Source organism: Bacillus sp. TH13, assembly GCF_016651175.1.
GTDB classification, from domain to species: Bacteria; Bacillota; Bacilli; order Bacillales; family Bacillaceae_G; genus Bacillus_A; species Bacillus_A thuringiensis_S.
This window is the reverse complement of sequence record NZ_JAEKEJ010000025.1, coordinates 725,784-744,255: the sequence shown is the minus strand read 5'-3', so window position 1 is coordinate 744,255 and position 18,472 is coordinate 725,784. Positions and strand designations below refer to the sequence as shown.

Here is an 18,472-nt window from a genome sequence, read left to right as displayed (position 1 = left end):
AACAATCTGTTACCTAACTATTTGAAATGGTGAGGAACAGTTTCTTTCCTACCTACATGATGAAATATGAATGTAAAACGTATGGGTATCTGGGCCGAATCATCAATTGCCAACTGTTCCTCACCTCCGTACAATTTAGTAGTTTCTGAATATGCTATGTTTGTTTCATAGTAAGGTGCATATAGACGTAAAAAGACCTTTACTCAAAACGAGTAAAGGTCTGAATTCGCAGTTAAAAGAGTCCACAACAAAGACTGTTAGTAGACATAAATAAAAACAGTTTTTGTGTATGACAAAATACATGCACCTCTCCCTCGTTGAGTTTTAGCACTGTATAGCATAGGTACTGAAACCAGCTACGTTAAAAAAGGCCTTCATTCCGACCTTTCCTGTTGACCCATTGGCGTCTCTCGACATTTTTGGGCAGCAGCGTTTCTCTATACAGGAGCCTCACCTAACAGAGACCATATTCAATTACATGTTGAATGTTAGCACTGTAAAATCGTAGTGTCAATATCTTTTTTATCTGTGTTTTTAAAATATTAAATGGATTTATAATAGATATATGGGATGAAATGCATGATATTGATTATAAATAATGTGGAAAATAAATATTTTTATAAAAGGGGAATTTGTAATGGTACCACAAAATTTTATTATAAATATTGAGAATCAAAAGTGGTTGTTTAATGAGCAGGAAGATTTATGTTCACACGGAGAAATATATTTAAATGTGGCTGGAACGATTATTACACAAACAGGTATGGATGAGGAGTGGGGAATAAGTGCATCAGCTTTAGCTTTGTTACGAACTTTAGATAAAGAATATATTTGTGATATTGAAAATGAAGAGGGGCTTATTTTACACGGATGTGGCACTATGCTCATGTTAGGATGCCCAATTTCAATTCATTGGACTATAAACCATATAGGTGAAAATGTGGTTTTAAAGGATTGTGTCAAAGTTATTTCTACTGATCAAAAGGCTATATACTATGAAGGGCTTCATATAGAATTGAATGAAAATGAATATAAAAAACAAATTGTTTCTTTTGCACTACAAGCAAAAGAATTATTCAATAAATCAAGTGAAAAGATAATTTTAGATGAGTTTGATCAAAGCATGTATACAGACTTTTGGACGGAATATGATCATTTGCTAAATAAGTATAAATAAAAAAGCACTGTAACCAGTGCTTTTTTATTATAGATTACAAGATTGTAGGGTTTTCAAAAATAACAATCTCTGAACTGTTTGTAGTTGGAACGCGTTGGGCGTAATATGTTAAAGCTGAAGAAATATATGCTGGTAACGTATCATTTGTATGTGATGTTGTATATTCATGGATTAATTCCTTTAAAGTTGTCCATTCTAATTGTGCTGGGTGATCAGACACGAAAGAACTTACCCAGCGATCAAATGAAGATGAAAAATCAGTTTGTAAACGAAATACTTCTTTCATAATAAAACGCTCCCTTAAAATGTAGTATAATTATTTTACCACAAAACACGAACGATTGCTAAATTTTTTAAGTATAACGTTCGTGTTATATAGTTGTCTAGATGATTGGTTATGTAAATTCGATTTGCCATTTGAAATAACATTCCGTAAGATGAGAGATAGAGTATATTTAGAGCTGGAGGAAAGAAAGTGGAATTTGTATTTTTAGGAACTGGTGCAGGTGTTCCTTCAAAAGGAAGGAACGTTTCAGCAATTGCTTTACAATTGTTAGAAGAACGAGGACAGACTTGGTTATTTGATTGTGGCGAGGCCACGCAACATCAAATATTACATACATCGGTACGTCCGCGCCGCATTGAGAAAATATTTATTACGCATTTACATGGCGATCATATTTTTGGATTGCCTGGTTTATTAGGTAGCCGTTCATTTCAAGGAGGAACTACGCCTTTAACGGTGTATGGGCCGAAAGGAATTAAACAATTTATTGAAGTGGCATTATCGGTAAGTACGACACATGTGAAATATCCACTTGAAGTTGTGGAGATAACAGAAGAAGGTACTGTATTTGAAGATAATGAATTTTGTGTAGAAACGAAAAGATTGTCACACGGCATAGAATGTTTTGGATATCGTATTGTAGAGAAAGATATACAAGGTGCTCTTTTAGTTGATAAGTTGCTTGAGATGGGTGTGAAACCAGGTCCAATCTTTAAACGTTTAAAAGATGGAGAAGTAGTTGAATTAGAGGATGGCACGATATTAAATGGAAATGAGTTTATCGGCCCACCCCAAAAAGGAAGAATTATTACTATCTTAGGTGATACGCGATATTGCGAAGCGAGTAGGGAGCTTGCGCAAGATGCAGATGTACTTGTCCATGAAGCGACTTTCGCAGCAGCAGATGAGCAACAAGCGCATGATTATTTTCATTCCACATCTAAGCAAGCTGCGAGCATTGCACTTCAGGCAAATGCGAAGCGATTAATCTTAACTCACATTAGTTCTCGCTATCAAGGAGATACATATAAGGAATTATTGAAAGAGGCAAGAGAGTTGTTTTCTAATACAGAAATAGCGACGGATTTGAAATCATTCCCAGTAGAAAAATGATAGTTTTGTAAAAAATGGTAACAACGGGTTGCCATTTTTATATGTCTAAAAAAATTTAAAAATAAAACTGTTATTATTTTATACTTATACTTGGATGATACAGAAAATTAGGATGGTTTGAATATATAGGATAAAAATACGAAATAATGATCATTTAGAAAAACTGTTATATAAGTCAGATGACATACAAGTGATACAAATAGTAGAAACGGACTTTTATTCAGAACTTTTAAAATTCAACAAAAGTAAGCGTTTTATAAAAAACAAGCTATAATTAGGACAGATTATAATTTATGATAAGTCACATGCATTTTAGTCATTATCGTAACAAGTGAAGTTGACTAAACCATGAGAGAGTAACACGAGAATTATAATAGGAAAGATATTACTATTATGTGTACTAAGTCTTTTTCACTTTTTAGCTAAACGATATGATTAGCTAGTGTAACTATTGCGAGTTCCTTAGTAGAAGCTTTTTATTAATAAGGTGGTGGAGAGTTAATTGGTACACCACTCTTTAAAAGAGTTCAGAACATCAGCAGGTAGCCTAGGCGGAGTAGCGGGTGCAAATTTAGTTGTATTAGCAATGGTTATATCACTTGTTTATGCTGTCCTTGCAATGGCTTCTGTGTTAAACTTTGGATTGCTACCAGACTTTATTGTGGAGGATCTTATATCATTTTTTAATGAGAATAATGCTAAGATTCTTATGTATTATTATAACTGGTATTATTTCAGGTTATATTGGATTGCTTTTATTCAAAAATTATCCAATTCATACAGCAGAACAAATTCGTGGTACAACTGGAAAAGCGACAGATGTAGCAGCTTAATAGAATAGTAGAATAAATTTTTGCATAGAGGTTTAGGGGGAGTTATGATGAAGTATCGCTCAGTATTTGATATTATCGGTCCAGTTATGATTGGACCATCAAGTTCACATACAGCAGGCGCGGCAAGAATGGGGCAAGTTGCTCGCCAGCTGTTTCGTCATGAACCAGAAAGAGTAAGCATTTCGTTATATGGATCATTTGCAAAGACGTATCGAGGGCATGGTACGGATGTAGCACTAATCGGTGGAATATTGGGATTTGAAACAGATGACTTACGTATTCCAGAGGCGCTAGAAATAGCAAAAGAGCGCGGAATTGAAGTGGAATTCATTGAAGAAGATGCCAATGCACCTCACCCAAATACAGCAAGAATTCGTTTGTATAAAGGTGAAGAAGAAATTGAAGTTGTTGCTTGCTCAATTGGTGGCGGTAAAATTGAAGTTGTAGAATTAAACGGATTCGATCTTCAATTATCAGGCACAAGTCCAGCACTACTTATTGTAAATAACGATCGCTTTGGTGCTATTGCAGCGGTGGCTTCAATCCTTGCTACACACGAGATTAACATTAGTACAATGAGTGTTTCTCGTAAAGAAAAAGGAAGAAGAGCGCTTATGGTTATTGAAACAGATGAATTATTAGCAGATGAAGTGATTGAAGAAATAAAAGCGCAACAAAATATTTGTCAAGTAACTATTATGGATTAATTGCAGGGGGGACACACCATGTTTCGGAACGCAGCGGAACTAGTGGCGCAAGCTAAAGAACAAAATGTAAAAATCGCAGAAATTATGATTCAATGTGAAATGGAAACAAGACGTATTTCACGTGAAGAAGTAATTGCTGGTATGGAAAAGAACTTAGTCGTGATGGAACAAGCAGTAGAACGTGGTATTCGCGGCGTGAAATCACCAACTGGTTTAACTGGTGGAGATGCTGTAAAAGTTCAAGCGTATATGAAGAGTGGAAAAGGCTTATCTGGAGATACGATTTTGGATGCAGTAAGCAAAGCTGTTGCAACAAATGAAGTAAACGCAGCGATGGGAATTATTTGTGCAACACCAACAGCAGGGTCTGCTGGAACAGTGCCAGGTGTACTATTTGCACTAAGAGAAAAATTGCAGCCTACACGTGAAGAAATGATTGAGTTCTTATTTACAGCAGGAGCTTTCGGTATGGTTGTTGCGAATAATGCTTGTATTTCTGGTGCGGCAGGAGGATGCCAAGCTGAAGTTGGTTCAGCAAGTGGAATGGCGGCTGCAGCTGCAGTTGAGATGGCTGGTGGAACACAAGATCAAGCAGCTACAGCGATGGCAATTTCATTAAAGAACATGCTTGGTTTAGTGTGCGATCCTGTTGCAGGACTTGTAGAAGTACCTTGTGTAAAACGTAATGCAGCAGGAGCTGCGAATGCGATGATTTCAGCAGATTTAGCATTAGCTGGTGTAACGAGTACAATTCCATGTGATGAAGTAATTGAGGCAATGTTTAGAATTGGACAAACGATGCCAGTAGCACTTCGTGAAACAGCAGAAGGTGGACTTGCAGCAACGCCGACTGGTCGTCGCCTGCAAGAAGAGATTTTTGGGAAGAACAATAACTAAGTGTAATTATAAGAAAAAGGAGCTCAAATAAACTTGAGCTCCTTTTTCTATTTTTCTTTTGTTAGTTGTTCTAATGTTTTTCCAAGATTATGTGATCGTTTCGTTGCCTGTGTAATACAAGAAATAAGTGCTTGTTGAAATTTATGTTCTTGTAATATTTCAATACCTGCTTCAGTAGTTCCACCAGGAGAAGTAATTTCCTTTCGCAAAATAGAAGGGTGTTTGTCACTTGCTTTTAGCATTTCAGCAGCACCAATCATCGTTTGAAGAATAAGTGATTTTGCAACATCTTCTTTTAAACCAATTTTTTTTGCAGCTTCTTCCATAGCTTCCACTACGTAATAAATATAAGCAGGTCCACTTCCAGATAATGCAGTGACAGCATGCATATCTTCTTCCTCTACAACAGAGACGAGACCAATCGTTTCAAATAAAGATGTTGCAGTGCGAATATGTTCCGCTGTTGCATGTTTTGAAGGGGAGATAGCGGTAGCTGATTTTAAAATGGCTGCGGATGTATTTGGCATTGCACGAATAATTGGAACGTCTTTTTGAAGTAGTTTTCTAATTGAGTGAGTAGAAACACCTGCTAGTAATGAAATAATAAGCACGTTATTATTTATGTATTCTTTAAAAGGGGTAAGCGCTTCTGCAACATCCTTTGGTTTCATTGCTAGAAAAAGAATATTTGCATCAGTAAGTAATTCTTTTTTATTATGAGTACCTTTGACACCGTATTTTTTATGTAGCTCTTGTAATCTTGTCTCGTTAGAACGATTACTTACAGTAATTTGTTCACCTTTAACAACATTTGCATGTAACAAGCCACCAATAATGGCTTCGGCAATGGAGCCTGCACCGAGAAAGGAAATGTTTTGAATAGACATGATGTTCCTCCTTTAATTTTGGTTAGAAATTCTTATAAATGTACATACATTCGTTTTTTTAGAGGAAACACCTCTTTTTATCTGAAAATAATGACAAATATATATAGAAGTTGTAAACTGAAGAAGTATTCATTTTTGAACCGGAAAGAGACAGGGGGGCTAAGCATGACGGCGATTCACCGAATGGAGATTCCTGTACCATTTGCAGTGGAAACTGTGAATGTGTTTTTAGTTGAGGGGGAGACATTAACATTAATTGATACAGGGACGAATACAGAAGAGGCAAGGAATGCGTTAGAAAGTCAATTAGGTGCATTAGGACATACGATAGAAGATATTGAAACAGTAGTCATTACGCATCATCATGCAGATCATTGTGGACTTTTAAATATATTTTCTGAGAAGACGAATATTATTGGACATCCTTGGAATGAGCCTTGGATCACACAAAATCCAGAATTTTTAAAGCGGTATCATGAATTTTTTAGAGAGACGGCCTTACAGTTTGGTGTGCCAGCAGCATTTTTGAAAGACGAGTCGTTATTGACGACGAGGACACTTAAATATTCTTGTAATAGATCGTTAACGCATACTGTGAGAGAAGGAGATCGTATTGATTCTTTGCCTGGATTTATAGTACTTGAAACACCAGGTCATGCTTCTACTCATATTTCTTTATATAGAGAATCTGATGGAATATTAATTGGTGGAGATGCTCTCATCAGTCATATTTCTTCGAATCCAATACTAGAACCACCATATGAAGGGCAAACAGAACGGGCACGCCCATTACTACAATATAACCAAACATTACAGCGTTTAAGCGAAATGAATATTTCACGCATTTTATCAGGGCATGGGGAAGATGTTCTAAATGTGAAACAACTTATTGAAACGAGATTACAAAAGCAAGAAACACGTGCTTTTAAAGTACTTGAGTTATTAAAGGAAAAACCAATGACAGCATTTGAAGTATGTGTAAAACTATTTCCGGTATTATATAAAGAACAATTACCACTTACTATTTCAGAAACGGTTGGACAATTGGACTATTTAGCATATAATCAACAAGTGATGATTGATGAGTCGTCGCAACAATTGATTTATTATGCAAAGTAGGTGACAGCAATGACAGGACGTTTACAAAATAAAGTAATCGTCATTACAGGTGCTTCTAGTGGGATTGGTGAGCAAGTTGCAATGCAAGTTGCAGCACAGGGAGCGACTCCAGTATTAATGGCTCGAACAGAAGAGAAACTACAAGCGTTAGTAGACAAAATTAAAGAAACTTATAATACGCCTTGCTATTATTATGTATTAGATGTAAGTGAAGAGATGGAAGTACAGTCTGTTTTTTCAAAGGTATTACAAGAAGTAGGACGTATTGATATATTAGTAAACAATGCGGGATTTGGTATTTTTAAAACGTTTGAAGATGCGTCAATGGGTGAAGTAAAAGATATGTTCCAAGTAAATGTATTTGGATTAGTAGCATGTACGAAAGCGGTACTACCTTATATGGTAAACAAGAACGAAGGACATATTATTAATATTGCTTCCCTTGCCGGAAAAATTGCAACTCCGAAATCAAGTGCGTATGCAGCAACGAAACATGCTGTATTAGGATTTACGAATAGTTTACGCATGGAATTAGCGAATACAGATATTTATGTTACAGCAATTAATCCAGGTCCGATAGATACAAACTTTTTTGAAATAGCGGATCAATCTGGTACATATGTAAAGAATATGGGACGTTACATGTTAAAACCAACATACGTAGCAGAACAAATCGTAAAGTCGATGCACACGAAAAAACGTGAAGTAAACTTACCGAAGTGGATGGGAATTGGCCCGAAACTTTATGCTTTATTCCCAAGTTTATTTGAACGTGTAGCAGGTAAATCATTAAGTAAAAAATAGGAGATTTCCATATGGAAATCTCCTATTTTTTATTGTTTTCCAGTTACATAATCATAAACAATATCCTCAATTTCCTCGTATAAATCAATTTCAATATTTGAATGAGTCACCGTTTGAATATGTTTCACTAGCATTTCCAGATCTTCTGTTGATATTGGACTGCATTGATATTGTTGAAAACTTTTTATAATCATTTTCTCAATTAATTTTTCGTTCATATTTTTCCCCGCCTGTATGTACGTATGTATTGTTTTATTGTACTTGAAGTGAAATAAAAAAACTACTATGCACTATTTTTGTATAAAAATTAGGTTGAGTATATTATTTTTCTAGTAAAATTAAGTTTTTTTAGATTTAAAAATTTATAAATATTTAATTGACTCTATAAATATACAATATTATAATCATACTTAATTTAAAGAATCGATATGAGGAGGAACTTATGAAAGTCGCAATTATTGGAGCCACTGGATATGGGGGCATTGAGTTAATTCGTTTATTAGAACAACATCCATATTTTTCGATAGCATCTCTCCATTCTTTTTCACAAGTTGGTGAGTGTATAACAAATGTATATCCGCATCTTCGAAATGTCCTTTTTCATACGTTACAAGAAATTGATGTGGAGACGATAGGAAAAGAAGCAGAAATTGTATTTCTAGCAACCCCAGCAGGAGTATCGGCGGAGTTAACTCCCAAGTTAGTAGCAGAAGGTTTAAAAGTAATTGACCTATCTGGAGACTTTCGTATGATAGATCCTTCGTCATATGAACTATGGTATAAAAGGCCAGCAGCGAAAGAAGAAATTCTTAGAGAAGCAGTGTATGGGTTAAGTGAATGGAAGAGGACTAGGATTCAAAAGGCAAATTTAATTGCAAACCCAGGATGTTTTGCTACAGCCACATTGCTAGCGATAGCGCCGTTAGTACGTAGCGGCATGATTGAAGAAGATTCGATTATTATTGATGCGAAATCAGGGGTATCAGGAGCAGGAAAAACACCAACAACAATGACTCATTTTCCTGAGCTATACGATAACTTACATATCTATAAAGTAAACCAGCATCAGCACGTTCCAGAGATTGAGCAAATGCTTACAGAATGGAATAGTGAATTACAGCCAATTACATTTAGCACACATTTAATACCGATATCACGAGGAATCATGATTACACTTTATGCAAATGTAAAACAAAAGATGGAAATAAAGCAACTTCAAAAATTGTATGAAGAAACGTATGAACAATCGCCTTTCATCCGAATTTGTACGCAAGGGAAATTTCCAAGTCCAAAAGAAGTGAGAGGCTCAAATTATTGTGATATTGGCATAGCTTACGATGAAAGAACTGAAAGAGTTACGGTCGTTTCTGTTATAGACAATATGATGAAAGGCGCGGCTGGGCAAGCGATTCAAAATGCAAACATAATAGCGGGACTAGAAGAGACAACAGGTTTACAACATATGCCGCTTTATCTATAAGGGGGACATGATGATTAAAGTAGCGTCTATTACAAAATTAGAAAATGGTTCAATTGTAACGCCGAAAGGCTTTTCGGCAATTGGTACTGCAAATGGTTTAAAAAAGGAGAAAAAGGATTTAGGTGCCATCGTTTGTGATGTACCAGCATCATGTGCCGCTGTGTATACAACGAATCAAATACAAGCAGCTCCTTTGCAAGTAACGAAGGATAGTATAACGGCAGAAGGGAAGTTACAAGCAATTATCGTTAATAGTGGAAATGCAAATGCTTGTACTGGAATGAAAGGATTACAAGACGCATACGAGATGCGCGCATTAGGGGCGGAACATTTTGGGATGAAAGAAAATTACGTTGCAGTAGCTTCAACAGGTGTAATTGGTGTTCCACTGCCGATGGATATAATCCGAAAGGGAGTTGCAACTCTTATACCGACGAAGGAAGAAAGTGAAGCATATTCTTTTTCGGAAGCAATTTTAACGACGGATCTTATAACGAAAGAAACTTGCTATGAAATGATTATTGATGGGAAGAAAGTGGCGATTGCGGGTGTTGCAAAAGGTTCAGGGATGATTCATCCGAATATGGCAACGATGCTTAGTTTTATTACGACAGATGCTCATATAGAGCATGACGTATTGCAAACAGCGTTATCACAAATAACGAATCATACATTTAATCAAATCACGGTAGATGGAGATACTTCTACGAATGATATGGTCATCGTTATGGCAAGTGGATTATCAGAAACAAGGCCGATAAATATGGAACATACAGATTGGGAAACTTTCGTAGGTACTTTACAGAAGGTATGTGAAGATTTAGCGAAAAAAATTGCGCAAGATGGTGAAGGCGCTACGAAGTTAATAGAAGTAAATGTGCTAGGAGCTCAAACGAATGAAGAGGCAAAAAAAATTGCAAAGCAAATAGTCGGTTCGAGTCTTGTGAAAACAGCAATACATGGTGAAGACCCAAACTGGGGGCGAATTATTAGCAGTATTGGACAAAGTGAAGTAGCTATTAATCCGAATACAATTGACATTACTCTTCAATCTATATCGGTATTAAAAAATAGTGAGCCTCAAACATTTTCTGAAGAAGAAATGAAAGAGAGATTACAAGAAGATGAAATAGTCATTAATGTGTATTTACATTTAGGTGAAGAGACAGGATCAGCTTGGGGCTGTGACTTAAGCTATGAATATGTGAAAATAAACGCTTGTTATCGTACATAAGGAGAGGGAAGATGAGCGATTATATTGTAGTGAAATGCGGCGGTAGTATGTTGAATCAATTAAATGGTGTGTTTTTTGATTGTATAAAGAAATTACAGCAGAAGTATAAAGTAGTGATTGTCCATGGTGGTGGGCCAGAAATTGATGCCAAATTAAAAGATTGTAACATCAACGTAGAAAAAAGAGATGGATTACGCGTAACACCAAAAGAAGTTATGGATGTTGTTCAAATGGTGCTATGCGGAAGTACGAATAAAAAACTCGTAATGAATTTACAAAAGCATAATTTACTTGCTGTAGGTTGTTCAGGGTGTGACGGCAATTTACTTCAAGTTCAACCTGTCAGCGAAGAGATAGGATATGTGGGGGAAGTAAGTTATGTAGAAACAGCCTTATTAAAAGGATTAATAAATATGGAGTATATTCCTGTTATTGCTCCAATCGGGGTAAATGGTAATGAAATTTATAACATAAATGCGGACAATGCTGCGGCTGGGATTGCGGCCGCGTTAGGGGCAAAAGAGCTTGTTTTTATTACGGATGTAGATGGAATATTACATGAAGGGAATTTGGTAAAGGAAACGGATGAATCTGAAATTACAACTCTTATAGAAAAAGGAGTTATTACAGGCGGGATGATTCCGAAAGTACAGGCGGCGCTAGTTTCATTGAAAATGGGAGTGCAAAAGATAAGTATTGTGAATGGTACAAAAGATTTTACTGAGGTTACGGGAGAGTGTATTGGAACGACGGTAACGAAAGGTGTGAGTATTGCATGACGAGTCATCTTTTTCAAACGTATGGCAGAAGAACTATTGAGTTTGTAAATGGAACTGGAACGAAAGTTATTGATAATAACGGTAAGGAATATTTAGATTTCACATCAGGAATTGGCGTATGTAATTTAGGACATTGTCACCCTACTGTTCTCAAAGGTGTACAAGAGCAACTTGATGATATATGGCATATATCTAACCTGTTTACAAACAGCTTGCAAGAAGAAGTTGCGTCATTATTAACAGAAAATAGAGCATTAGATTATGTGTTTTTCTGTAATAGTGGGGCAGAGGCAAATGAAGCGGCTTTAAAGTTAGCACGTAAGCATACTGGAAAATCTCTCGTCGTAACATGCCAGCAGTCTTTTCACGGTAGAACATTTGGAACGATGAGTGCAACGGGCCAAGATAAGGTAAAAGAAGGATTTGGTCCATTACTTCCATCTTTTTTACATATCCCTTTTAACGATATTAAAGCATTAGAGGAAGTAATGAATGAAGAAGTTGCGGCGGTAATGGTAGAAGTTGTTCAAGGAGAGGGAGGAGTAATACCTGCTGATCTACCTTTTTTGAAAGAGATTGAAACATTATGTAATAAGTTCGGTTCCTTATTTATTATAGACGAAGTTCAAACAGGGATAGGAAGAACTGGAACACTATTCGCTTATGAACAAGTGGGAATAGATCCTGATATCGTTACCGTGGCAAAGGCACTTGGGAATGGGGTTCCTGTCGGAGCGATGATTGGCCGGAAAGAGCTCGGAACGTCGTTTACTGCAGGATCGCACGGTTCAACTTTTGGCGGGAATTACATCGCGATGGCTGCAGCGAAAGAAGTATTGCAAGTAAGTAAAAGACCATCGTTTTTAAAAGAAGTACAAGAAAAAGGCGAGTACGTATTAGAGAAGTTGCAAGAGGAATTACAACATGTCGAATGTATTCAAAATATACGTGGTAAGGGGCTTATGATTGGGATTGAGTGTAAGCATGAAGTTGCAAATTTTATAGAACAACTAGAAAACGAAGGACTTCTCGTATTACAAGCAGGGCCTAATGTTATAAGACTATTACCGCCACTCATTGTTACGAATGAAGAGTTAGAACAGGCAGTATATATAATAAAAAAAGTAGTTTGTACAAAAAACGTATCAATCATATAAGGGGGAAGTTTCATGTCAACTGTACAAGTACCGAAATTAAATACGAAAGATCTTTTAACATTAGAAGAATTAACGAAAGAAGAAATTATTTCGTTAATTGAGTTCGCTATATATTTAAAAAAGAATAAGCAAGAGCCTTTATTACAAGGCAAAATATTAGGGCTTATTTTTGATAAGCATTCAACTCGTACTCGTGTATCTTTTGAAGCGGGAATGGTACAACTCGGGGGACATGGTATGTTTTTAAGTGGGAAAGAGATGCAAATGGGAAGAGGAGAAAGCGTTTCAGATACTGCGAAAGTATTATCGCAGTATATTGACGGGATCATGATACGTACATTCTCACACGCGGATGTAGAAGAGCTTGCAAAAGAATCGAGTATTCCTGTTATTAACGGTTTAACGGATGATCATCATCCTTGTCAAGCATTGGCAGACCTCATGACGATATATGAAGAAACAAATACATTTAAAGGAATAAAATTGGCTTACGTAGGTGACGGAAATAATGTATGTCATTCATTGTTGCTAGCGAGTGCAAAAGTCGGAATGCATATGACTGTTGCAACGCCTGTAGGATATGAACCGAATGAAGAGATTGTAAAAAAAGCGTTAGCGATTGCCAAGGAAACAGGAGCTGAAATTGAAGTTTTGCATGATCCTGAATTAGCGGTGAATGAAGCAGATTTCATTTATACTGACGTTTGGATGAGCATGGGGCAAGAGGGCGAAGAAGAGAAATATACTTTATTTCAGCCATACCAAATCAATAACGAACTTGTTAAGCATGCGAAGCAAACATATCGTTTCTTACACTGTTTACCTGCCCATCGTGAAGAAGAAGTAACAGGAGAAATTATAGATGGACCACATTCTATCGTCTTTGAGCAAGCTGGTAATCGATTGCATGCTCAAAAAGCGTTATTAGTGAGTTTATTTAAAAATGTAGAAGAGCCTTCCTAAAAGGGAGGTTTTTTTATATTAAAATGTCGGATGTATATTTGGTTAACCATTTCGATATCATTTATAATAAAAGAGAAAACTAAATTTGTTTTTCAGAGTGTGTAAGGACATACTACATATAAAAATATAGTTAAAGAGATGATGAGGGTGAAAACAACTAAGAAAACATATTCGTTTTTTCAGCGGATGTGGAGAATATTAAAGTTTCAATATTATAAGTTGCTTCGATCGCCAGAAGGCGCAAAGAAAGTATCGTTAGGGTTTGCTATAGGATTCGGCTTAGAAATGTTAGTCATTTATACGGCATCGCTCGTATATGTAATATTTTATCCAATCGTCAGGTTAGCAAAGGGATCTTTTCCTGCGGCAGTTATTGGCAATATTATTGGGAAAATATCGTTTCTCCCAGTATTTTTATTTCCGCTTGCGTATGCGCTAGGAAAAATGATTTATCCATTTCATGTACAGAAAATTCATCATGAACCATTTAAGATATCAGACTTGTTTTCAAGTCACATTTTTACGATATTAAAGAGCTTATTACAAAGTGAAGTGTATGTATTAATTGGAATGACGATTTTAGGAGTTGTGTTTGGTCTCATTTCGTATTTCGTTGTGCATTATTTATACGAAAAGAACCGTAAGTTACGCTTGAAGAAAAGGAAGAAACGAGTGAGAGAACCACTTGTACAATTATAAACAATGTCACATCCATTTTCTCCTTTGAATATGTTTAAGAAAAAGGAGGAGAGGATAATGTATTATTATTACGTACCTCAAGTATATCCATATGTAAATTATTATCCGGTTTATGATACGAGTAGACAATACGAATTATATCGGCAACAACAATTACAGCAATTATCACAAATACCACAAATACCACAAATACCACAACAACAGCCTACACAGGAAAAAAAACCATATTTAACAACATGGCCATATTCCAATGTGTACTATGGTAACTATTACGAATCATAAAGCTGCTTCTATTTAGAAGCAGCTTTATACGTTTGTTTTCAAAATTAAATTTTGAATGGTTTGAAGAGAATGAATGAGCTTTTCGCGCTCTTCCTCAGATAATGTTTGGAAATTTTCTTTTAGTTTGTCTAAAATGAATTGCTGATACTGATTTACTAATAATTTCCCTTCAGCTGTTAGGGAAATTAAAATGACCCGTCGATCTTTTTCGCTATAATGACGCTCTATTAGTTCTTCTTGAATAAGTTTGTTTAATAGAGGTGTCATGTTAGGCCGTGAAATCGCTAGCCGCTTGCCGATTTCGGAAACTGCTAATGTGCCGTTTTCATGCAAAAGCAGTAATACTTGTGTATGTGATGGCGGCATATGTCTTTGAGAAGAAAATTCTCCAGGAAGCATAAATTTGCGATAAAAAAGAGGCACTAGCGAAAGAAGATGATCAACAATACGTTCCCACTCGCGTGATTCCATATAAAGGCCCCCTTCCACTATCATTGTAACAAAAAAGACATGTTATAAAAATAGAATTGTTTCATGGTCGCTTTAATATTTGTAGGATAACACTTGCTTTGTAAATGTATTGGCAATAATCGCATAGCCGTTATCATTTGGGTGTACTTGGTCAAATAATAACTCTTTTTTATCATTCGATATTAATTTACGAATTGGTAAAACGATAGATGGTTGATTTGCTTTGGAAATGGAATAAACAGATTCATTCCAGCCATCTAAAAACATATCTGCATAACTTGCGATGGAGTCATCGAGTTGTAACGGGTTATAGAGTTCTGAGAGAATGAGTAAAGCATCCGGATTTTGATCTCGAACTGTCTTTACAATACTTTTTATATCCGCTTCAAAATGGGCTTTTTCTTTATTTAACATTTTTATACCATCTATAACACCAACATCACGATTTAAACGAAATAAATTATTTCCTCCAATATTAATTGTAATTATATTTGCTGCTCTAATTTTTTCCTTTACATCTTCTGATTGAACTTTTTTAGCGAGACGATCTGTTGTAAGACCGTTTACCCCAAGGTTTTCTACTGTAATTGGTTTATGAATTTGTGCTTCTATTTGCTTAGAAGCTAATTCAGCAAATCCACCTTGTGTCGATCCATATCCTTTAGCGAGTGAATCACCTAATACAAGATGATAAAAAGATTCGTTTGTTTGCTTATCAATCCAATTTGGGGCAGATGTTTTTTCTGTTTTTTCTTCAGATTCATTTTGTTTTGTCTCGTCGTTCTTTTCAAAATAAGAATAAGAAATGATCAGAAGGAGGAGACAAACAATTGTTAAGATGACTTTTTTCATAAATTCATCCTCCTTGTAATTGGTAATTGTATCATATTCAGCAGTATTAGCAATGTAAGGGCATATTATATGTTTATGAAAAGTTTATAATAACTTTACAGAAAATTTGTTGAAGTTTGTCAAAAAATATTGACGATAGGAAAGAACTTTATATATGATAATGTCAGATAAGGTGAAACTTTAATTAGTGGGAGCTTTATTTCCGATTAATTAATGGTCTTCATCAATCGGGCGTTTAAGGGGACTACTCGTTAGCGCAGGGTGAAATGAAAATTGTGTCTCTAATAGAAGAAAAAAGGTATGTGGTTAGAGACAGATAGGGATTGATTTCATTATTTTTGGTAATTGTATAAGGGGGATTTTTTGTGAAAAAGTCAAAAAAAATGCTAGCTGGAGCAACTCTTGCGATTGGTGTTATAGCGCCGCAAGTAATGCCAGCAACAGCTCATGCAGATGAGAACACTGGGGAGAGTACAGTTAACTTACGAATTCTAGAAACATCAGATATTCACGTTAACTTAATGAATTACGATTATTATCAAACGAAAACAGATAATAAAGTAGGACTTGTACAAACGGCAACACTCGTTAATAAAGCACGTGAAGAAGTGAAAAACTCTGTCCTATTTGATGATGGGGATGCATTACAAGGGACACCGCTTGGGGATTACGTAGCGAATAAAATAAAAGATCCGAAGAATCGTGTGGATCCTAGTTATACACATCCATTATATCGTGTAATGAATTTAATGAAGTATGACGTCATCTCTCTTGGGAATCATGAATTTAACTACGGTTTAGATTATTTAAACAAAGTGATTGAAAAAACGGATTTCCCGGTTATTAACTCGAATGTATATAAAGTTGACCATGATGATAAGGAAGAGAACGATGAAAATTATTTTAAACCATATCATATTTTAAAGAAAGAAGTAGTGGATGAAGCAGGCCAAAAACAAATAGTGAAAATTGGTGTAATGGGATTTGTTCCACCACAAATCATGAACTGGGATAAAGCGAACTTAGAAGGAAAAGTAAAAGCGAAAGACATCGTCGCAACAGCAAGAATAATGGTGAAAAAAATGCAAAATGAGGGTGCGGATATTATCGTTGCATTGGCTCATTCAGGCGTCGATAAGAGCGAATATAAAGAAGTGAATAAAATGGAAAATGCATCATATCATTTAGCAACACAAGTTCCTGGCGTAGATGCAGTATTAATGGGACATTCACATACTGAAGTGGAGGATGTATTTAATGGTGTTCCAGTTGTAATGCCTGGTGTTTTTGGTAGTAACTTAGGTATTATTGATATGCAATTGAAAAAGGTAAACGGAACATGGGAAGTACAAAAAGATCAATCTAAGCCACAACTTCGCCCGATTGCTAATAGTAAAGGTACCCCATTAGTAGAATCTGATCAAAAATTAGTTAATGAAATTAAAGATGAGCATCAAGCGACAATCGACTATGTAAATACACCTGTAGGTGAAACGAAAGCACCAATTAATAGTTATTTTTCATTAGTACAAGATGATCCTTCCGTACAAATTGTGACAAATGCACAAAAATGGTATGTAGAACAAGAACTTAAAAAACCAGAGTACGAAAAGATTAAAGATATTCCGGTTTTATCTGCAGGCGCACCATTTAAAGCAGGTGGCCGAAACGGTGCTACATATTATACGGATATTCCAGCTGGAACGTTAGCGATTAAAAACGTTGCAGATTTATACGTATATCCAAATACGTTATATGCTGTAAAAGTAAATGGGGCACAAGTGAAAGAATGGCTTGAAATGTCTGCAGGTCAGTTTAATCAAATTTATCCAGAAAAGAAAACAGAAGAACAACCGTTAGTAAATATAGGCTATCCTACATATAACTTTGATATTTTAGATGGCTTAAAATACGAAATTGATGTAACACAACCGGCGAAATACGATAAAGATGGAAAAATTGTAAATGCAAATACGAATCGTATTGTAAATATGACATATGAAGGTAAGCCAGTAGCTGATGATCAAAAGTTCATCGTCGCTACAAATAACTATCGTGGAAGTAGTCAAACGTTCCCAGGTGTAAGTGAAGGGGAAGTTGTATACCAATCACAAGATGAAACACGTCAAATCATTGTGAAGTATATGCAAAAAATAAAAAATATTGATCCAGCAGCTGATCAAAATTGGACGTTTAAACCGATTGTTGCAGATAAATTAAATACAACATTTGATTCTTCACCAAATGCACAAAAGTATATAAAGAAAGATGGGAACATATCATATGTTGGACCATCTGAAAATGAATTTGCTAAATATGCAATTGATATAACGAAGAAGAATGATGATAAAGAAACTGGTGGAGAAAACCCAACAATACCACCAAAAGGTGATGGAGAAAACCCAACAACACCACCAAAAGGTGATGGAGAAAACCCAACACCACCAACAGAAGAAGGTAATAATGGTAATGAACCAAAGCAAGATGGAAATAATACCGGATCTGGACAAACTACAACAGATGATCAAAATACAAAAGAAACAACAACAACTGTAAGTGAAAATAAAGAAGCTGAAAAAGATGAACGTGATTTACCGAAAACAGGTGCAAGTATTGCTTCTACAATTGGAGCTGGTCTTGCGTTTGTTGGAGCGGGATTACTTATGTTATTTAGAAGAAAGAAAGCGAATAGATAGTCGAGAAATATAAAAAGGATTACCGATTTGGTAATC

20 protein-coding genes and 1 riboswitch are annotated in these 18,472 nt (G+C 35.7%); of the genes, 15 read left to right on the top strand and 5 right to left on the bottom strand.

From position 1 onward, the window contains the following. Nucleotides 1-301 precede the first annotated feature (301 nt). A riboswitch (M-box (ykoK) riboswitch) is annotated at nucleotides 302-469 on the bottom strand. A gap of 168 nt (nucleotides 470-637) precedes the next feature. After that, a complete protein-coding gene (locus tag JFU02_RS12035) occupies nucleotides 638-1,177 on the top strand; it encodes a hypothetical protein (protein WP_061666310.1) in 540 nt (179 codons plus the stop codon). Between the two features lie 34 nt (nucleotides 1,178-1,211). Here JFU02_RS12035 and JFU02_RS12030 read toward each other — a convergent pair whose 3' ends face one another. After that, nucleotides 1,212-1,463 carry a DUF3932 family protein gene (locus JFU02_RS12030; RefSeq protein ID WP_061666311.1) on the bottom strand — a complete coding sequence of 84 codons (252 nt, stop codon included), beginning with the start codon at nucleotides 1,461-1,463 and terminating at the stop codon, nucleotides 1,212-1,214. Between the two features lie 189 nt (nucleotides 1,464-1,652). On the opposite strand from JFU02_RS12030, the gene rnz reads away from it, so the two are divergent. The 4 genes from rnz (at nucleotide 1,653) to sdaAA (ending at nucleotide 5,013) form a co-directional block, all read left to right on the top strand. Next, complete coding sequence (rnz, locus tag JFU02_RS12025; RefSeq protein ID WP_000397452.1) at nucleotides 1,653-2,576, top strand: ribonuclease Z; 924 nt, start codon at nucleotides 1,653-1,655, stop codon at nucleotides 2,574-2,576. Nucleotides 2,577-3,271: 695 nt separating this feature from the next. Next, the gene (locus JFU02_RS32745) at nucleotides 3,272-3,409 is read left to right on the top strand and encodes a hypothetical protein (RefSeq protein ID WP_000943431.1); all 138 of its coding nucleotides are present in this window, start codon (nucleotides 3,272-3,274) and stop codon (nucleotides 3,407-3,409) included. Between the two features lie 47 nt (nucleotides 3,410-3,456). Further along, nucleotides 3,457-4,116 (top strand): L-serine ammonia-lyase, iron-sulfur-dependent subunit beta, encoded by a 660-nt coding sequence (gene sdaAB / locus JFU02_RS12015; protein WP_000877451.1) that lies wholly within the window; start codon nucleotides 3,457-3,459, stop codon nucleotides 4,114-4,116. An 18-nt stretch (nucleotides 4,117-4,134) separates the two neighbouring features. Next, nucleotides 4,135-5,013: an L-serine ammonia-lyase, iron-sulfur-dependent, subunit alpha gene (sdaAA, locus tag JFU02_RS12010; RefSeq protein ID WP_000489454.1), complete on the top strand. Its 879-nt coding sequence runs from the start codon at nucleotides 4,135-4,137 to the stop codon at nucleotides 5,011-5,013. 47 nt (nucleotides 5,014-5,060) lie between these two features. Here sdaAA and proI read toward each other — a convergent pair whose 3' ends face one another. Continuing rightward, nucleotides 5,061-5,900: a pyrroline-5-carboxylate reductase ProI gene (proI, locus tag JFU02_RS12005; RefSeq protein WP_000027255.1), complete on the bottom strand. Its 840-nt coding sequence runs from the start codon at nucleotides 5,898-5,900 to the stop codon at nucleotides 5,061-5,063. Nucleotides 5,901-6,065: 165 nt separating this feature from the next. Between proI and JFU02_RS12000 the strand changes: the two genes are divergently transcribed. Both JFU02_RS12000 and JFU02_RS11995 read left to right on the top strand, forming a co-directional pair. Continuing rightward, the gene (locus JFU02_RS12000) at nucleotides 6,066-7,019 is read left to right on the top strand and encodes an MBL fold metallo-hydrolase (RefSeq protein WP_000125118.1); all 954 of its coding nucleotides are present in this window, start codon (nucleotides 6,066-6,068) and stop codon (nucleotides 7,017-7,019) included. 9 nt (nucleotides 7,020-7,028) lie between these two features. Beyond that, nucleotides 7,029-7,823 (top strand): SDR family NAD(P)-dependent oxidoreductase, encoded by a 795-nt coding sequence (locus tag JFU02_RS11995; protein WP_061666312.1) that lies wholly within the window; start codon nucleotides 7,029-7,031, stop codon nucleotides 7,821-7,823. 29 nt (nucleotides 7,824-7,852) lie between these two features. On the opposite strand, the gene JFU02_RS11990 is transcribed toward JFU02_RS11995, so the two are convergent. After that, nucleotides 7,853-8,041, bottom strand: a complete 189-nt coding sequence (locus JFU02_RS11990) for a YqzH family protein (protein ID WP_001003226.1) — start codon at nucleotides 8,039-8,041, stop codon at nucleotides 7,853-7,855. A 224-nt stretch (nucleotides 8,042-8,265) separates the two neighbouring features. Between JFU02_RS11990 and argC the strand changes: the two genes are divergently transcribed. The 7 genes from argC to JFU02_RS11955 all read left to right on the top strand — a co-directional run bounded on the left by argC (nucleotide 8,266) and on the right by JFU02_RS11955 (nucleotide 14,417). Continuing rightward, a complete protein-coding gene (gene argC / locus JFU02_RS11985; RefSeq protein WP_061666313.1) occupies nucleotides 8,266-9,303 on the top strand; it encodes an N-acetyl-gamma-glutamyl-phosphate reductase in 1,038 nt (345 codons plus the stop codon). Nucleotides 9,304-9,313: 10 nt separating this feature from the next. Further along, complete coding sequence (argJ, locus tag JFU02_RS11980) at nucleotides 9,314-10,537, top strand: bifunctional glutamate N-acetyltransferase/amino-acid acetyltransferase ArgJ (RefSeq protein ID WP_000598388.1); 1,224 nt, start codon at nucleotides 9,314-9,316, stop codon at nucleotides 10,535-10,537. Between the two features lie 11 nt (nucleotides 10,538-10,548). Then, nucleotides 10,549-11,316: an acetylglutamate kinase gene (gene argB / locus JFU02_RS11975; protein WP_001286798.1), complete on the top strand. Its 768-nt coding sequence runs from the start codon at nucleotides 10,549-10,551 to the stop codon at nucleotides 11,314-11,316. After that, nucleotides 11,313-12,473 (top strand): acetylornithine transaminase, encoded by a 1,161-nt coding sequence (locus tag JFU02_RS11970; RefSeq protein WP_000200564.1) that lies wholly within the window; start codon nucleotides 11,313-11,315, stop codon nucleotides 12,471-12,473. Before argB ends, JFU02_RS11970 begins: the two co-directional genes overlap by 4 nt. Nucleotides 12,474-12,485: 12 nt before the next feature. Continuing rightward, nucleotides 12,486-13,436, top strand: coding sequence for an ornithine carbamoyltransferase (gene argF / locus JFU02_RS11965; protein WP_061666314.1), 951 nt, complete (start codon nucleotides 12,486-12,488; stop codon nucleotides 13,434-13,436). Between the two features lie 138 nt (nucleotides 13,437-13,574). Beyond that, nucleotides 13,575-14,135 carry a DUF2062 domain-containing protein gene (locus JFU02_RS11960; RefSeq protein WP_002026296.1) on the top strand — a complete coding sequence of 187 codons (561 nt, stop codon included), beginning with the start codon at nucleotides 13,575-13,577 and terminating at the stop codon, nucleotides 14,133-14,135. A 57-nt stretch (nucleotides 14,136-14,192) separates the two neighbouring features. Continuing rightward, nucleotides 14,193-14,417: a hypothetical protein gene (locus tag JFU02_RS11955; RefSeq protein ID WP_063675663.1), complete on the top strand. Its 225-nt coding sequence runs from the start codon at nucleotides 14,193-14,195 to the stop codon at nucleotides 14,415-14,417. A 24-nt stretch (nucleotides 14,418-14,441) separates the two neighbouring features. Here the strand turns inward: JFU02_RS11955 and JFU02_RS11950 are convergent, their stop codons facing one another. Continuing rightward, entirely contained in the window at nucleotides 14,442-14,888 is a 447-nt protein-coding gene (locus tag JFU02_RS11950; RefSeq protein ID WP_000445819.1) for a MarR family winged helix-turn-helix transcriptional regulator, read from the bottom strand. Nucleotides 14,889-14,960: 72 nt separating this feature from the next. After that, the gene (locus JFU02_RS11945) at nucleotides 14,961-15,740 is read right to left on the bottom strand and encodes a GDSL-type esterase/lipase family protein (RefSeq protein WP_000755850.1); all 780 of its coding nucleotides are present in this window, start codon (nucleotides 15,738-15,740) and stop codon (nucleotides 14,961-14,963) included. Nucleotides 15,741-16,105: 365 nt separating this feature from the next. Here JFU02_RS11945 and cpdB point away from each other — a divergent pair, with 365 nt between their 5' ends. After that, nucleotides 16,106-18,436 carry a bifunctional 2',3'-cyclic-nucleotide 2'-phosphodiesterase/3'-nucleotidase gene (gene cpdB, locus JFU02_RS11940; protein WP_097888363.1) on the top strand — a complete coding sequence of 777 codons (2,331 nt, stop codon included), beginning with the start codon at nucleotides 16,106-16,108 and terminating at the stop codon, nucleotides 18,434-18,436. Nucleotides 18,437-18,472: the final 36 nt, after the last annotated feature.

Excerpts from the sequence above, each read along its gene's own strand:
- JFU02_RS12035 (WP_061666310.1), top strand. The coding sequence starts at position 638 with ATGGTACCACAAAATTTTATTATAAATATTGAGAATCAAAAGTGGTTG.
- JFU02_RS12030 (WP_061666311.1), bottom strand. The coding sequence starts at position 1,463 with ATGAAAGAAGTATTTCGTTTACAAACTGATTTTTCATCTTCATTTGAT.
- JFU02_RS32745 (WP_000943431.1), top strand. The coding sequence starts at position 3,272 with ATGCTAAGATTCTTATGTATTATTATAACTGGTATTATTTCAGGTTAT.
- sdaAB (WP_000877451.1), top strand. The coding sequence starts at position 3,457 with ATGAAGTATCGCTCAGTATTTGATATTATCGGTCCAGTTATGATTGGA.
- sdaAA (WP_000489454.1), top strand. The coding sequence starts at position 4,135 with ATGTTTCGGAACGCAGCGGAACTAGTGGCGCAAGCTAAAGAACAAAAT.
- proI (WP_000027255.1), bottom strand. The coding sequence starts at position 5,900 with ATGTCTATTCAAAACATTTCCTTTCTCGGTGCAGGCTCCATTGCCGAA.
- JFU02_RS12000 (WP_000125118.1), top strand. The coding sequence starts at position 6,066 with ATGACGGCGATTCACCGAATGGAGATTCCTGTACCATTTGCAGTGGAA.
- JFU02_RS11995 (WP_061666312.1), top strand. The coding sequence starts at position 7,029 with ATGACAGGACGTTTACAAAATAAAGTAATCGTCATTACAGGTGCTTCT.
- JFU02_RS11990 (WP_001003226.1), bottom strand. The coding sequence starts at position 8,041 with ATGAACGAAAAATTAATTGAGAAAATGATTATAAAAAGTTTTCAACAA.
- argC (WP_061666313.1), top strand. The coding sequence starts at position 8,266 with ATGAAAGTCGCAATTATTGGAGCCACTGGATATGGGGGCATTGAGTTA.
- argJ (WP_000598388.1), top strand. The coding sequence starts at position 9,314 with ATGATTAAAGTAGCGTCTATTACAAAATTAGAAAATGGTTCAATTGTA.
- argB (WP_001286798.1), top strand. The coding sequence starts at position 10,549 with ATGAGCGATTATATTGTAGTGAAATGCGGCGGTAGTATGTTGAATCAA.
- JFU02_RS11970 (WP_000200564.1), top strand. The coding sequence starts at position 11,313 with ATGACGAGTCATCTTTTTCAAACGTATGGCAGAAGAACTATTGAGTTT.
- argF (WP_061666314.1), top strand. The coding sequence starts at position 12,486 with ATGTCAACTGTACAAGTACCGAAATTAAATACGAAAGATCTTTTAACA.
- JFU02_RS11960 (WP_002026296.1), top strand. The coding sequence starts at position 13,575 with ATGATGAGGGTGAAAACAACTAAGAAAACATATTCGTTTTTTCAGCGG.
- JFU02_RS11955 (WP_063675663.1), top strand. The coding sequence starts at position 14,193 with ATGTATTATTATTACGTACCTCAAGTATATCCATATGTAAATTATTAT.
- JFU02_RS11950 (WP_000445819.1), bottom strand. The coding sequence starts at position 14,888 with ATGGAATCACGCGAGTGGGAACGTATTGTTGATCATCTTCTTTCGCTA.
- JFU02_RS11945 (WP_000755850.1), bottom strand. The coding sequence starts at position 15,740 with ATGAAAAAAGTCATCTTAACAATTGTTTGTCTCCTCCTTCTGATCATT.